Raw genomic sequence first — 14,414 nt, forward strand, 5'->3', positions numbered from 1 at the left:
GTATTCGATCCTGTTGCCGCTCTCGCTGCGGGGAGAGCGGCACGGGACCTTCCCTTCTTGTTCAGCTGAGGATGTTGGCTGTGGTTTCGGCTCGGTGGGACAAATAGTACGGGCGTACCGCGAACACCAGAAACAGTATGGCAAGCACCAGCAGGATGAGGATGCCGACACCCCCGGTGTAGGGCAGGTTCGCCAGGGAGTGGGCCGGGTCGGCCACCATGACCGCGCGCCCATCCTGGGACACGAAGGCCAGGCTGGTGCCATGGGCACGATACGACGCCAAGGTCACCTCACTGGCGTCGGTGTTCCACACCGGGAGCACCTCCACCATGAAGGCCGGCACCTTGAAATACCCCGACGGGGCCGTACTCTCCCTCAGGGAGAGCGCACGAGCCTCCACACCCTGCAACGACAGCGTGCCGTCCGTGTGGGAGAAGACCTCACTGAGCGCACCCGCGTCACCGGGCACCGCCAAGCGGTACACGCCCGGAGCCAGCTGCACGAAGCCGAGCGGCTGCCCGTCGCGCGTCACCTCGAAACCCGCGCCACCCAATACCCTGGTGGTGTCGTCCTTGTCGACCTTCACCAGGTCCAACCCGAACACATACGCGTTCGCCACGGCGCTCCTGGACTCCACGCCCGGGCCCGCATCATCCCAACCCGATGAGACCCCCGCCACCCGTGAGCGGGTCAGGGTCGCCGTGTTCACATTCGGATGCAGTCCCCCACCACCCGGAGCGGACAGGGACGCGCCCGTGTTCAACACCGCCGCATACCTGATACGGATCAGCGAACCCACGGGAACCGAGGCCTTATTCGCCACACGACCGGACACATCCTCAGCAAACACAGCCTTCAAGCCGCTCACACTCAACGTGTCACCAGACACCCCGACCGACAAACCAGCCGTGCCCGTCACATCCGTACCCGGCGACGGCACATCCATCAACACCCGCACCCCGGACACGGCGGGCAACGTCAAGCCGGGGTCGGCCACATCAGTCAGGTCGAACACGTAAGAGGAATACGGCAAAGAAGCGAAGGACGACAGGTCGGGCACCTGCAATGCGATCTCATACTCCACCGCCGCACCCAGATCGAAACCATCCATACCAGCATCATTCACAACCCGCTTCGCAACATCCGTGATACTCGTCTTCAACGAGGCACGACCCAACCTGGGCTTGCCCTTGACGCCGGCGTCGGCGAAATCCACCATACGACCATCACCACCGTCCAACACCGGGTTGAAGACCCTGGTGCCCACGATGATCGGCAGGGAACCACCCGACGCCTGACTATCATCCACCACCAAATACAAGCCAGGACCGGACACCGGCAACACCACAGTCGACAGGGAAGAGAACGTGCCGGCGGGCAGGCTGCCCGCCACCGGGCCCAGGGACGCGGTGTCACCCGCCAACGCGCGCGCGAACAACTGCAGACTGCCCGCATACGGACTGAACGCCGAAGTCACATCATCACTCAACGGACTGGTCGGATACCCCAACCAGTGAGATGCCACCCAGCCGATGGGATTACCAGCATCCACACCCACACCACCAGCCACACCAGCCGCAGCCAGAAGCACGGACACCAACCCGGCAGGGGTCGTCAATTTCACCGACCCGAGCGCACCCGTATGATCGAACACCGTATCCGTGTAATCACCGATTTTGTACGCCTTCAACCCACCCGATGTGGTACCCGTCACGTCGATGCCGTAGGAGGGAGGGGTCTTCACCTTCCAACCTTTGATCGTGGTCTTCACCGGCTCGGTGGCCCTATTCGTCAACCCCGTGGTCGCACTGCCATCCTGCTGCCCCCACACATACAGGTCATAATCCTTCGACACATCCGGCATCAACGACTCGGGCAACGCCATGTTCCCGCCAGCACTCGTACGACCCGAACCCAACACCATGTTCGTGGCCGGATCCACGACCTTCCAACCCATGTCCGAGCCCAGATCAGAACTACCCGACAGACTCAAGGCCCGCGACCCCGCAGCACCCGACACCGAAGCAGACCACGTATGCAGCTGCTTGCCGGGCTCGACATAGGTCAACCGCAAATCACCAGACGTATTCTGACCCTGATCACCACTATCCGCAGACAACACCAACTGCTCAAGACCCAAACGAACAGCAGGACGCAAACCCGAAGAGGTGAAAAACGTAGTGTCGTCGGAGGTGCTACCACCGCTGAGTACTGTAAACGCAATATTCGTGTAGTACCAGTGAGCAGAACGCAGCCAAAAGGCAAAAATACCATTGGCACAACTACCTGTGGGACAGGCAAGATTAGCGTCTGATGCCCCGCCAGAAGTGTGGTTGAAATACTTATTCACATCACCGATCGACAAGGGGAATACCTGGTACGCGTTCACCGAATCGGACTGCTGCGTATAACTCCCGGAGCCACACCCCACAGGCTGAGCAGCCGTGCACACGCCCTCCACTGGAGCGGCACGCAGCAAGGATTGCTCGAAGGAGGAATAATTCACAGCACCCACAGCATCCGACACCAAAGCCAGATTCGACCGATACGCACCCGCCGCACTGTCAAAAGAATTGCTTGGGGGATAATTCGCATCAAACGAAATACCGGAAGTCACCGTATCATCAGCCCACAGCAAGGCCTCATTTGCCGCAACCGACGTGGTAGCGGACTTCGTCCACGCCTGATTCTGACCAAAATCGGCATCCGGCACACTCGCCACCGCGCCCTTAGCCAGAGTCTTGTACCCGCCGGACACCGTTGCACCGCCATAGGTGCCCGCACTCCCCTGCTTGCCAAACACAATCCGACGCGTCGAAGCCCAATTACCCGAAGCCACAGGAAGCGCACCCGCACCCAGCGTACTGAAATACCCATCAGGCCCCAGATCAACAGGAGCAGCAGACGCCCGATCCACCGGCAGCGCCACCAACACAAGAGGCAGGACCAGGAACAGGGACAACAGGAAGGCGACTACTGCCCCCCCCCCCCCCCGACACGGCACATGGCTGGCACACCCAGAGCGACCAACACGACCAGACACACGACGACCGACAGCACGCAAGCAAGCCATAGGAACACTCCCGCCTTAACACCATCCCCCGCGTGACTGCTCGTCAAAACCCGGTAGAGCCGGAAGCCCTGCATGAACGGCAGTTGCGAGGAGGACACGCAACGAACATGATGTCCTTAATCATACAATACGTATATATTATGTTCCGACCTAGTACCTGACGACGTTGGAAGTTGGCATCCCATGGCCCGGTGTGCAGCTAGTCCTCGAGTTGTTCGCCCTTGCGTTCGGGGAGCATCAGGGCGCTGAGGCATGCGAGCGCGAAGGCCACGCAAAACACGATGAAGGTGACGGTTTTCTCACCGTTGCCCAGCGCGAGGAAGAAGGGCACCAGCAGTGGGGCCGCGATAGCGGCCAGCCGTCCGACCGATGCCGCGGCCCCCGCAGCGGCGGCACGTAGGCGTGTCGGGTATATCTCCGGTGTGATGGCGTACAGCACACCCCACGCTCCCAGATTCGCCGCGGAGAGCAGCATGCCGAATCCAAGCACCTGAGCCACGGAATCCGCCTGCGAGAACAGCAGGGCGGCGATGGCGGAAACAGCGAGGAAGGTGCATAGCGTGCGTCTTCTACCCCACACTTCGACCAGCCATGCCGCCAGGAAGTATCCCGGCAACTGTGCGATGGCGATAAGCAGCGAGTATCCGAAGGAACTGGTCAGGGAGCCGAACTGTTCGGTCAGCAGCGACGGCATCCATGTGAAGGCCCCGTAGTAGGCAAAGTTCACGAAGAACCATGTCATCCAAATCGCGGCCGTTCTCCCCCGGAATCTGCTGTCGAACAGTGCTCTTGTGGGGATCCGTTGCAACGGCGCCTGCCGTGGGGATGCGACCGGAGCCACTCCTCCGGCCTCTTCGAAATATCGGACCGCTGCTTCGGCACGGTCGTCCATGCCTTTCGACTCCAAATATCTCACAGATTCAGGAATATGGATTCTTGCGACGATCGCATAGAGCAGCGGAAGCGCCCCGATGAGCAGGGCCCAGCGCCATCCCCAGTCCCCCGTATTGGGAATGACGTAATACCCTATGGCGGCTGCGACAATCCAACCGATGGCCCAGAAGGATTCGAGCAGCACCGTCATCCTTCCCCGGTGTGCCGCAGGAGAGAATTCACTGATCAGGGTCGAAGCCACAGGAAGTTCGGCACCCAGGCCGAGTCCTATGACGAAGCGCGCCAGCAACAGGGCCAGTAGGGTCATCGACAGCGCCATGCCCGCACTGGCTATGCCGAATATCACCAGGGTTGCGGTGAACACCGTTTTGCGCCCTATCCGGTCGGCCAGAAAACCACCGAGAGCGGCACCGATCGCCATACCGACGAAGCCTATGGACAGCACCCAGGATCGCTCGCTGAGAGTGAGCTGGAAATGTGGGTCGGCTGCGATCGCGGCCACGACGAATGAGACCAGTCCGACGTCCATCGCATCGAAGGCCCATCCGATGCCGGACGCGAGCAGCAGTTTCCTGTGGGCGCGGTTGACCGGCAAACGGTCCAAGCGCTGATTCCTGCTCAGGCTCTGCGGCTGTTCCGAGGACTGCGTGGCAGCAAGCACGGGCGAATCAGCCGGTGACGACGAATCTGCATGGTGTTCCGTGGGCTTACGCATAAGGCATCCTTCTGCTCAGGGACGTGGCCTGCTTCTCTCTACAAGGCACCGGATACACACGACGATAATGCACAGGGCACAGCATCCATAAGGGATATCCGCACACCATACGCCCAGTCCGCTGCGAGCATGACGTTGCGGGTCCCGTCCTGTAGTGCACCTACCGGTGTTCCTCCTCATCGATCACCGCATCGACCTGCGGAAGGAAGGGAGCCAAAGAGGGCAGATCGGCAATACTTTCCAAACCCATATGGTCAAGGAAATCAGGTGTGGTCGCCAGCAATCCTGCCCTGGTATCCGGGTCGGCACCGTCCTCTTGCACAAGCCCTCGTATTGACAGGGAGCGGATCACGCCGTCCGAATTCACCCCGCGTATCGCGGCGACCTGCGCCCTGGTAATGGGCTGCTTGTACGCGATAATCGACAAAGCCTCCAAAGCCGCCTGCGACAATTTGGCGCTCTGCCCATCGGTGACGAAGGCGGATACCACGTTCTCGTACACCGCGCGACTGCAATACTGCCAGCCCCGGGCGGTGTGCCTGAGTTCGAAGCCACGCATCGGCTTCGAGGCATCTCCCTCATAATCATCCTGCAGATCGGCAAGGGCCTCTTCGACCTGATCCTGGGCTGTTGACAGCACCCTCGCCAGATCGGCGCTGTGCTGGGGCTGATCCGCAGCCATCAGCATGGCTTCCAGGCACGCGGGGAGACCGCCCGGGAAATCGTTCACGTCAAAATCCACGTATTCAGGTCGGGTGTCAACAGGTCTGGAGTTCTGCTGCGATGCCACCTCCGTGCCCGTCGTCTCTTCGAAGTCATCGCCCTGATACTCGGTACCCTCCATGACTCCTCCTCTCCCCTTCGTCATTCATCGCGATGCCCCGGCCTTTAGCGCATAGGACATCATCATTGTCGTGTAGGACTATGCAAAATCCTTGGCGCTCATCGTGACTTCCTGGGTATCTTCGGCATCGACATCCCATCGCAGATACAACTCTTCGAAAGGCCCAGCCTGTTTCACGTGCAAGGCCCCCTGTTTGAAGAAGGCCAGGATCGCCAGGAAGCGGGCCACCATCTCCATCGTCGACCGCGCATCAGCCACCAAGGCCTTGAAGGTCACCACGGCACCCTTGTGCACCGTCAGCCGCTCCCTGACCAGAGACGCCTGCTGCTGCAGATCCACAATCGGCACATGCAGCTGGGCGACCGAAACCTCGGTCATCGGAGCATTGGCCAGCACCTGTGCGGCGATTCTGGCGAGCGCCTCACCGTCGACATCCCACTGCAGGGGAGGCAAACGGTCGGCAAAGGACCTGTCGCTTTCGGGCGTATGAGGATACCGTCCCGAATTGGCGGCCAGCAGCACGCGAAAATCGTCACCCGCACGCTTGAAGGCCTTGTATTGCAGCAGACGGGCGAAAATCAGATCCCGCTCGCGCAAGGCTTCCATGCTCTGCTCACTGGGTGATCCGTCATCACCACCAGGCAGCAATGCGGCGCTTTTGGCCTCGATGAGCACCGCGGCGACGTCAAGGAATGCGCTCGCCTCATCCATGCTGTTCTCGAAATCCAACTGCCGCACATAGGCGATGAACTCCTCGGTGATGGTCGACAGCGAGACCTCGGTGAGTTCCAATCTGCGGTTGGCGAGCAGGGCCAGCAAGGCGTCGAAAGGACCTTGGTACACATCCAGATTCACCGAGAAACCCTGTTCTCCGTACTCATCGCCGCGGCTTTCGCCTTCACCCGGGTTGCGGGCGAAGTCCACGGCGACACTCACATCAGCGTGTTCGGCAATGCCTCCACGGGTGAATGCGCCTTCGGCCTCCTGCCCGTCCATCAGGCAACTATGCCCCTACTGATGAGCTCACGGGCGACCTCACGGTATTCCTTGGAGGTCTTATGGGTCGGTGCGTACATGCTGATCGGCGCTCCGGAAACCGTGGCGTCGGGCAGTTTGATCGACCGGGTGATCACCGTATGGAAGACCTTCCCCTTGAAGGCTTCGAAAATACGCTGCAACACCTCCTCGGAGTGCAGGGTCCTGGTGTACATCGTGACCAGAACCCCATACACCTCAAGCGAGGGATTGATGCGATTGCGCACCTTCTCGATGGACTGCATCAGCAGGGCCACCCCGCGAAGTGCAAAGAACTCGGCTGCAACGGGTATGACCACGCCATCGGCGGCGGTGAGCGCATTCACCGTCAGCAGGCCCAAAGAGGGTTGGCAATCGATGATGATCAGATCATATTCGTCCCTGAGCGGCCTGAGCGTACCTGCGAGGACCTGTTCCCTACCGACCTCGGTGACCAACTGCACTTCGGCGGCGGAAAGATCGATATTCGCCGGAATGATGTCCAGGTTGGGGAATCGGGTGTGCACCACCACTTCGTGGACATCCATCGAGGGGTTGAACAAGGCGGTGTAAATCGTATTGTCAACGCTATTGGCGTTGATGCCCAGACCGACCGTCGCCGCACCTTGCGGATCGAAGTCCACGATCAGCACCCTGCGGCCGTAAAGGCTCAGCGCGCCGGCGATATTGATCGAACTGGTGGTTTTACCGACCCCGCCCTTCTGGTTGCACATGGCGACGATGCGGGCAGGTCCATGTTCGTTCAATGGTTCAGGGGCGGCGAAGGTTTCATACTCTCGCCCAAGCAAATCCGTAGGCATACCCCCACAGTACCAACATATCCCGTCGTGTCCGCAATTATTGCCTGTACCATGTTTCGCTATCCCCCATCATCCAGGATCCATGACCGCTACGGGACCCGGAGTCGCATGAAGAATAACCGATATCGTAGCTGATATTTGATTATTGAGAGTATTTCTATTGCTCTTATGCAAATCACGTTGATTTCTTCGTTAATTTCTCGCAATGATAACGAAACACGTAATTGATATTCCACATAGCAAGAGTTTTCTTTGCCTCCACCAGCTGCGGCTGACCACAACACTGCACCGTCACAGGCCTCATCCTCACAGAATGAGAAATACCGATATGAAGAAACCCTACGCACCCATTCTCGCCACATGTTCAGCCGCCGCCTTACTGCTCACAGCAGGATGCGCGTCAGGAGTCGGAACGGAGAGTTTCACCGAAAGCTCCGCAGCGGCCTCCTTCACGCCCGCGAGCAGCGGCGAACTGCACATCTACACGTGGTCTGACTACTATCCGACAGACCTGCTCGAAAGTTTTGAATCGGATACCGGGATCAAAGCGACCATTGATTATTACGAAAGCAACGAGGCCCTGATGTCGAAGATGGAGGCGACCTCCGGCAGCGGATACGACATCGTGGTGCCGAGCGATTACGCGGTCCAGCTACTGGCGGACGACGGTCTGTTGCAGAAGATCAACGCACTCGACCTGCCCAACGGCTCCAACATCGAAGAGGACTTCCGTGAGGTGTATTACGACAAGGGACGCGAGTATTCAGCACCCTATCTCTATGGCACCACGGGATACATGTATGACTCCTCACTGCTGAAGGACGGCGAGGAGGCCCCGGACAGCTGGGAGGACTATTTCACATCCGACGCTGCATGGAACAAGAGTCCCGGCATCTTCAACGACCAGACGGACGGCGTCAACGCCGCCCTCCGGGCGACCGGAGGCGAGCCCTGCTCGACCGATGCGAAGGAACTCCAGGCCGCGCAGGATCTGCTGATGGAATACAAGAGCAAGGTGCAGAACATCAGTTCCGACACCGTCATCGATCGCCTGATCTCCGGCGAGAATTCGGTGGCGATGATCTGGAACGGTGCCGGGCACAGGGTCACCACCGAAAAGTCGAGTATGACCTACGTGTATGCGAAGGAAGGCGTGTCCTCCTACCAGGACAACTGGGCCGTACCGTCGGGTGCGGAAAACGTCCAGCAGGCACTGACCTTCATCAACTGGATGCTTGAGCCCGAGCATGCCGCCGCGGCAGCGAACTACCAGGGCTACGATGCGGGGATCACAGGCGTCGACAAGCTGCTTGACGAGAGTCTGCGCAACGATCCGGCCGTGATGCCGCCCGATGATGCCGACATAGAGCTGATACCCACCTGCTCCAATGCGACCATCAACAGCTATTCGAAGATCTGGGAGAGTTTCAGATCCTGACGTGAAGCGCTCCGAGAAAACCCCATCCGAACACCACGACAAGGAGTGATGTTGTCCACTTCATCACAGCAGCAAGCGGCGTATGCGACGGCTCCCCCCACAGGTACGGGCAGTGGGGAGGCCATCACATTCAGCAATGCGAATATCTGGATTGACGCCAAGCGGCGCAGCACGGCGATCACCGTCAAGAACGGCACCGTCATCGCGCACGGTGCGCAGGCTGAGGAGTATGGCAGTCGCAGCGGCACGATTGTCGATATGGATGGGGCCTGCATGATCCCCGCTTTCTCCGATGGACATTGCCATCCGATTTTCGGCGGCATGGAAAGCATGGGACCAAGCATCAGCGATTTGCAATCGGTTGACGCCATCGTCGCCGAAGTCTCCAGATGGGCGGCGTCACACGGCGAAGCGACCTGGATCACGGGGGCGAGCTACGATCCTTCACTCGTCCCCTCAGGCCGTTTCGACGCACGCTGGCTTGATGCCGCCGTCCCGGACCGACCCTGTTATCTGAGAGCCCACGACTACCATTCACTCTGGTGCAATACCGCCGCCCTGAACATCGCCGGCATCACAGCGGACACCCCCGATCCCGAACTCGGCAGCATCGATCGCCGTGACGACGGATCGCCATTGGGCACGCTCAGGGAATGGCATGCCGTTGATCTGGTGATGTCGAAGGCGCCGCAGACCGGCCAGGACACCCTTGCGCGCGCACTCGCCGTGGCCTGCAGGGCGCAGAACCGGCGTGGCATCACCTGGATGCAGGATGCCTGGGTCGATGAGGGGATGCATCTGCCCTATCTTGAACTGCTGCGAAACGATTCCCTCACCGTCCGTTCGAACCTCGCACAGAGGGCGGATCCCGCTTTCTGGATGGATCAGACGGAGGGTTTCCTCAATGTGCGGAGCGATGTGACCCAGACCGCCGCCGACCTGAAGCGCTCCGACATGCTCAGCGCCCGCACGATCAAGTTCTTTGCGGACGGCGTGGTGGAATCCGGCACCGGTGCAATGCTGGAGCCATATGCGGCCAGCTCCGATTGCGGTATGGAAGTATGGAAGCGCGAACATCTGATACGTGCGGTCACCCACTTCGACGCCCTGGGATTTCAAACGCATATCCACGCCATCGGAGACCGCGCCGTACGCAATGCGCTTGACGCCATCGAAGCGGCCATACGCAAGAATCCACCGTGGGACAGGCGTCCGGTCATCACCCACTGCCAGGTCATACAGCCCAGCGATATCCCCCGTTTCGCCGCACTTGGGGTGATCGCGAATGTGGAAGCCTATTGGGCGCAGATGGATCCTCTGATGGTCGAGCTCACGGCCCCCAGACTCGCGGAGAGGACGGAGCTCCAGTATCCGTTTGCATCGCTGGAAGCCTCGGGCGCCAGGCTCTCCCACGGCAGCGATTGGCCGGTTTCGAGCAATGATCCGCTCCTGGCGATATCCACAGCCATGACCCGGCAGACCGCATCCGGCGAACCCTCGGGAGGATGGCTGCCGAAGGAACGCCTTGCCATGCGGTCCGCGATGGGGATGGCTCTCGAAGGTGCGGCGTACCAAGGATGGACCGACGGCTTCCGTGGCAATCTGAACATAGGCAGCCATGCCGATCTGGCGATGCTGAATGCCGATCCGGAGCATGCGTCATCGGATGCACTCGCTGGGATTGCGGTGACGCAGACCTGGCTCAAAGGCGCACGCGTGTGTTGATGGCTGCGCCTCTGTGCTGATTAACAGATGCGCCGATCAAGCGACGCAGCAATCAAAGGATGTGCCGATCAGCGGGCGCGGGGATGTGCCAGCAGATAGGCCTCGATCAGGTTCTCAGGGCTTACATGCGTGTAGATCTGGGTTGTGGTGACCGATGCATGCCCCAGCAGCTCCTGGACGGTACGCACGTCGGCTCCACCCTGGATGAGATGCGTGGCGAAGGAGTGCCGCAGGGTATGGGGATGCAGGGGTCTGGTGATTCCAGCCCGCTGCCCCGCCTGCTGGACTATCTCCCACACTGACTGCCTCGAAAGCCGTCTGCCGCGTTTGTTCAGCATCACGGCAGACAACTCCGGCTGTCGCCGGGCCCGACGCTGCAAATCCGGCCGTCCCATATTCAGATATCTGGCCATCGCCTCACGCGCATAGGATCCGATGGGAACAAGGCGTTGTTTGGAACCTTTACCCGTGAGCTTGGCCACGGACGATTCAAGATCGACATCGCCGAGATCCAGACCCACCGCTTCGGAGACCCGGGCCCCGGTCGCATACATGAATTCGAGCAGGGCTTTATCCCGCAGGGCCACAGGATCCTGAGCATCACCTGAGCCGGCGGCCTCAAGCAGATCACCGACTTCCTCGATGCTCAACACATCCGGGAGGCTTTGGGGCGACTTCGGGGCCTTCACGCCTTCCGAGACGTCTATCGGAACCAGCTGCTGCCTCAAGGCGAAACGGTGGAACTCATGCACGGAGGCAAGTCTTCTCGCCCGGCTCCTCGGGCTCTCCGACGCCAGTGAGGTGATGAAGGATTCGACATCCTTGCGGCCGATCCGTGATACCGAGGTGATGCCGTGCTGTGTCAGAAAATCCGTGTATACGCGCAGATCGGCGGCGTAGGCCTTGACCGTGGCCGGCGACAGACCGCGCTCGACGCCGGTATAGGCCAGGAACTGTTCGAGAAGCGATGAATACGCCTCAGCGGATCCCTGTGGGCCTTGGGAATCCCCCTGCGATTCCGCGAGAGCGGGGACCGGGTCGGCGCTGTGCGAGGAGGCATCGGCGGCGGCATCATCACCGTAGGCCGGATCCTCTCGGTACGCTTCTTCGCTCATTGCTGTTCCCCCTCATCGCGATCTGATGTCCGATGCTTCCCTCTGAAGAACGAAAAACCCCGCTTGCGCGGGGTTTTCATCACATTCCTGTAATCAGGCGGCAACAGGTGCGTTGACGTCCTCAGGCAGTGCCTTCTTGGCCTCAGCGACGATTGCGCTGAAGGTCTCGGGATCACTCACGGCGAGCTCTGCAAGTGCACGACGATCGAGATCGATGTCGGCCAGACGCAGACCCTGGATGAAGCGGTTGTAGGTCATGCCCTCAGCGCGGACGGCAGCGTTGATACGCTGGATCCACAGCTTGCGGAAATCACCCTTACGAGCCTTACGGTCGCGGTAGTTGTAATTGAATGAGTGGAGCAGCTGCTCCTTGGCCTTGCGGTACAGACGCGAACGCTGACCACGGTAGCCGGAAGCCCTCTCAAGTACTGTGCGACGCTTCTTATGAGCATTCACCGCGCGCTTAACACGTGCCATTATCTTTCCTCAGCTTTCTTGGATTTTTGGCTATCGGCCAGCTCAGTGGTTGAGCAGCTTCTTCATCTTCTTGGACTGGCTGGGCGCGAGCACCTGGTCTGCGGCCAGTGCGCGGCGCTTACGTGCCGACTTGTGCTCAAGGTTGTGGCGCATCGCGCTGCCGACCTGCATCAGCTTGCCTGTGCCAGTGACACGGACGCGCTTGGACGCGGCGGAATTACTTTTCATCTTCGGCATTGCTGCCCTCCTTGGTTGTTGTCTTGTTCACAGAAGTCTTTGCGGATGCGACCGCATGCATCCCCTTCGCGGCCACCGATGCGGCCGGCTTTGAGGACTGGGTGGAGGCCTTGTGGATCCTCTCACCGGCTTCGGATGCGGTCTGAGGCTTTGCCTCCTGCTTGGCGGCCAGGCGTGCCGCCTGACGTGCCTGACGCTCGGCCTTGGCCTGATCGCCACGACGGCGCTGCTCTGATTGCGTATGCACCTTCTTGCCTTTTGGAGCCAGGGTCATGATGATGTTACGACCCTCCTGCTTCGGGGAAGATTCGATGCTGCCAAGATCGGAGATCTCATCGGCCAGACGACGCAGCAACTCGACACCGCCGATAGGACGGGACTGTTCGCGTCCGCGAAGCATGATGGTGACCTTGACCTTGTCGCCACCCTGAAGAAAGCGGCTTACATGCCCCTTCTTGACCTCGAAATCATGGCTGTCAATCTTGAGGCGGAAACGGATTTCCTTGACCTCGGCAGTGCTTTGATTACGACGGGCCTCGCGGGCCTTGATCTTCTCGGTGTACTTGAATTTGCCGTAATCGATGAGCTTGGTCACCGGTGGTTTGGCGTTCGGCGCCACCTCGACCAGATCGAGATTCGCCTCCCGTGCCAGATTGAGCGCGACCGAGGTTGCAATGACCCCCACCTGTTCGCCGTTTGGTCCGATCAGGCGTACTTGGGGTACTCGAATCTCGTCGTTGATCCGTGGTTCGTCGCTAATGATGACTCCTTCGCTTACTGCTCTTCGTGGAGCCTCGTCTGGAGTCCTGCATATGTCATTGGGTTCAGTGCACAGCCGATCGCACGCCGGAATGGGCATCATGATGACGCCACAACTCACAGCAGCAATATCTCAGCGCAGCGTACCAGACGCCGCAACAGGCCTATGCCTTGAACCCGAAGCCATGCAAGGCTTCCAGGTGGGAAGTTCCGCTTTCTTGATTGCTCAAGCCTTGTAGATAATACCACATACCTGCGAATGCCGTAACCACGGCATCAGACGGCCGTATTCCGGCTTCCTGCCCCGGCAGCCCTTCAATCCAATGCCGAAAGGTATTCCCCGTAGCCTTCTTCCACCATCGCACTCTTGGGGACGAAGCGCAATGACGCCGAATTCATGCAGTACCGCAGCCCGCCACGTTCCGCCGGGCCGTCATCAAAGACATGCCCGAGGTGAATCTGCGTATCCGCGGTGCGGATCTCGGTACGTGGCCGACCTGGAATCGTATGGTCGCTATGCTCGGTCACCACATCCGGCGAGATGGTCTTCGAGAACGCGGGCCAGCCGCAACCCGAATCGAATTTATCCGTCGAGAGGAACAGCGGCTTACCGCTGACCACATCCACGTAGATTCCCGCCTCGAAGGTGTTGTCGTAGGCATTGTTGAAGGGCATCTCCGTGGCGGCGTGCTGCGTGACCTCATATTGTTCGCGGCTGAGCTGCCATATCCGCTCGATGTAGCGTTGGCGGTTGGCGACATTATGGATCTTGGCGATCGAAATGTGGCAGTAGCCGCCCGGGTTCTTATTGAGGTAATCCTGGTGGTAGCCTTCGGCCGGATAGAAGTTGCGCAAGGCCTCGACCTCGACCGCCGGGCTTCTGCCTTCCCGCTTCTCCAGTTCATGGAGTGCCTGACGGAAGACCGGCTCCTGCTCACCCTCCTGGCCTTCGGACCAGAACAGGCCGGAACGGTATTGCCGTCCGACGTCATTGCCCTGCTGGTTCACCGCGAAAGGATCGATCACATCGAGGAACAGCAGCACCAGGGTGCGCAGCGTCACCCGATCCGGATCGAATTCGACTTCGACGGCCTCTGCGGCATCGGTTTCCCCGCTGCACACCTCTTCGTAGCTGGGATTGGGCTTGTTGGACTGCGCGTAGCCCACCTTGGTGGACAGCACGCCATCCACGCCCTGGAGGTAGCGTTCCATACCCCAGAAGCATCCGCCTGCAAGAACAGTTTTCTGACTCTGTGAAGCCGCATTCATCGAAACCGTATTCATGGAACCAGTATCCGCCAG

General features: G+C 59.9%; 12 protein-coding genes. 2 read left to right on the top strand and 10 right to left on the bottom strand.

Going from position 1 to position 14,414, the window contains the following annotated elements; translation table 11 throughout:
• Positions 1-61: 61 nt before the first annotated feature.
• The 5 genes from BPSY_RS09495 to BPSY_RS09515 all read right to left on the bottom strand — a co-directional run bounded on the left by BPSY_RS09495 (position 62) and on the right by BPSY_RS09515 (position 7,361).
• A complete protein-coding gene (locus BPSY_RS09495) occupies positions 62-2,962 on the bottom strand; it encodes an isopeptide-forming domain-containing protein (RefSeq protein ID WP_156099254.1) in 2,901 nt (966 codons plus the stop codon).
• A 310-nt stretch (positions 2,963-3,272) separates the two neighbouring features.
• Positions 3,273-4,682 carry an MFS transporter gene (locus BPSY_RS09500; protein ID WP_100841100.1) on the bottom strand — a complete coding sequence of 470 codons (1,410 nt, stop codon included), beginning with the start codon at positions 4,680-4,682 and terminating at the stop codon, positions 3,273-3,275.
• 160 nt (positions 4,683-4,842) lie between these two features.
• Positions 4,843-5,526 carry an SMC-Scp complex subunit ScpB gene (scpB, locus tag BPSY_RS09505; RefSeq protein WP_100841101.1) on the bottom strand — a complete coding sequence of 228 codons (684 nt, stop codon included), beginning with the start codon at positions 5,524-5,526 and terminating at the stop codon, positions 4,843-4,845.
• 78 nt (positions 5,527-5,604) lie between these two features.
• A complete protein-coding gene (locus BPSY_RS09510) occupies positions 5,605-6,522 on the bottom strand; it encodes a segregation and condensation protein A (protein ID WP_081884386.1) in 918 nt (305 codons plus the stop codon).
• The gene (locus BPSY_RS09515; RefSeq protein ID WP_033497780.1) at positions 6,522-7,361 is read right to left on the bottom strand and encodes a ParA family protein; all 840 of its coding nucleotides are present in this window, start codon (positions 7,359-7,361) and stop codon (positions 6,522-6,524) included. The genes BPSY_RS09510 and BPSY_RS09515 overlap by 1 nt, the downstream gene beginning before the upstream one ends.
• 328 nt (positions 7,362-7,689) lie before the next feature.
• Between BPSY_RS09515 and BPSY_RS09520 the strand changes: the two genes are divergently transcribed.
• Positions 7,690-8,799 (top strand): extracellular solute-binding protein, encoded by a 1,110-nt coding sequence (locus BPSY_RS09520; protein ID WP_051921898.1) that lies wholly within the window; start codon positions 7,690-7,692, stop codon positions 8,797-8,799.
• 48 nt (positions 8,800-8,847) lie between these two features.
• On the top strand, positions 8,848-10,524 hold the full coding sequence (locus tag BPSY_RS09525; RefSeq protein WP_081884388.1) for an amidohydrolase: 1,677 nt from the start codon (positions 8,848-8,850) through the stop codon (positions 10,522-10,524).
• Between the two features lie 68 nt (positions 10,525-10,592).
• On the opposite strand, the gene xerD is transcribed toward BPSY_RS09525, so the two are convergent.
• From xerD to msrA, 5 genes are all read right to left on the bottom strand, one after another.
• Positions 10,593-11,639, bottom strand: a complete 1,047-nt coding sequence (gene xerD, locus BPSY_RS09530) for a site-specific tyrosine recombinase XerD (protein WP_081884389.1) — start codon at positions 11,637-11,639, stop codon at positions 10,593-10,595.
• 93 nt (positions 11,640-11,732) lie between these two features.
• Complete coding sequence (rplT, locus tag BPSY_RS09535) at positions 11,733-12,116, bottom strand: 50S ribosomal protein L20 (RefSeq protein WP_033497782.1); 384 nt, start codon at positions 12,114-12,116, stop codon at positions 11,733-11,735.
• Positions 12,117-12,158: 42 nt separating this feature from the next.
• Positions 12,159-12,353: a 50S ribosomal protein L35 gene (gene rpmI / locus BPSY_RS09540; protein WP_033497784.1), complete on the bottom strand. Its 195-nt coding sequence runs from the start codon at positions 12,351-12,353 to the stop codon at positions 12,159-12,161.
• Positions 12,334-13,167: a translation initiation factor IF-3 gene (gene infC, locus BPSY_RS09545; protein ID WP_051921963.1), complete on the bottom strand. Its 834-nt coding sequence runs from the start codon at positions 13,165-13,167 to the stop codon at positions 12,334-12,336. The genes rpmI and infC overlap by 20 nt, the downstream gene beginning before the upstream one ends.
• A gap of 260 nt (positions 13,168-13,427) precedes the next feature.
• Complete coding sequence (gene msrA / locus BPSY_RS09550; RefSeq protein WP_033497829.1) at positions 13,428-14,396, bottom strand: peptide-methionine (S)-S-oxide reductase MsrA; 969 nt, start codon at positions 14,394-14,396, stop codon at positions 13,428-13,430.
• Positions 14,397-14,414 lie beyond the last annotated feature (18 nt).

This window comes from Bifidobacterium psychraerophilum, from assembly GCF_000741705.1.
Taxonomy (GTDB): domain Bacteria; phylum Actinomycetota; class Actinomycetes; order Actinomycetales; family Bifidobacteriaceae; genus Bombiscardovia; species Bombiscardovia psychraerophila.

What these genes read in the sequence shown, in the direction of transcription:
- BPSY_RS09500 (WP_100841100.1), bottom strand. Translation starts at nt 4,682, where the DNA reads ATGCGTAAGCCCACGGAACACCATGCAGATTCGTCGTCACCGGCTGAT.
- scpB (WP_100841101.1), bottom strand. Translation starts at nt 5,526, where the DNA reads ATGGAGGGTACCGAGTATCAGGGCGATGACTTCGAAGAGACGACGGGC.
- BPSY_RS09510 (WP_081884386.1), bottom strand. Translation starts at nt 6,522, where the DNA reads ATGGACGGGCAGGAGGCCGAAGGCGCATTCACCCGTGGAGGCATTGCC.
- BPSY_RS09515 (WP_033497780.1), bottom strand. Translation starts at nt 7,361, where the DNA reads ATGCCTACGGATTTGCTTGGGCGAGAGTATGAAACCTTCGCCGCCCCT.
- BPSY_RS09520 (WP_051921898.1), top strand. Translation starts at nt 7,690, where the DNA reads ATGAAGAAACCCTACGCACCCATTCTCGCCACATGTTCAGCCGCCGCC.
- BPSY_RS09525 (WP_081884388.1), top strand. Translation starts at nt 8,848, where the DNA reads ATGTTGTCCACTTCATCACAGCAGCAAGCGGCGTATGCGACGGCTCCC.
- xerD (WP_081884389.1), bottom strand. Translation starts at nt 11,639, where the DNA reads ATGAGCGAAGAAGCGTACCGAGAGGATCCGGCCTACGGTGATGATGCC.
- rplT (WP_033497782.1), bottom strand. Translation starts at nt 12,116, where the DNA reads ATGGCACGTGTTAAGCGCGCGGTGAATGCTCATAAGAAGCGTCGCACA.
- rpmI (WP_033497784.1), bottom strand. Translation starts at nt 12,353, where the DNA reads ATGCCGAAGATGAAAAGTAATTCCGCCGCGTCCAAGCGCGTCCGTGTC.
- msrA (WP_033497829.1), bottom strand. Translation starts at nt 14,396, where the DNA reads ATGAATACGGTTTCGATGAATGCGGCTTCACAGAGTCAGAAAACTGTT.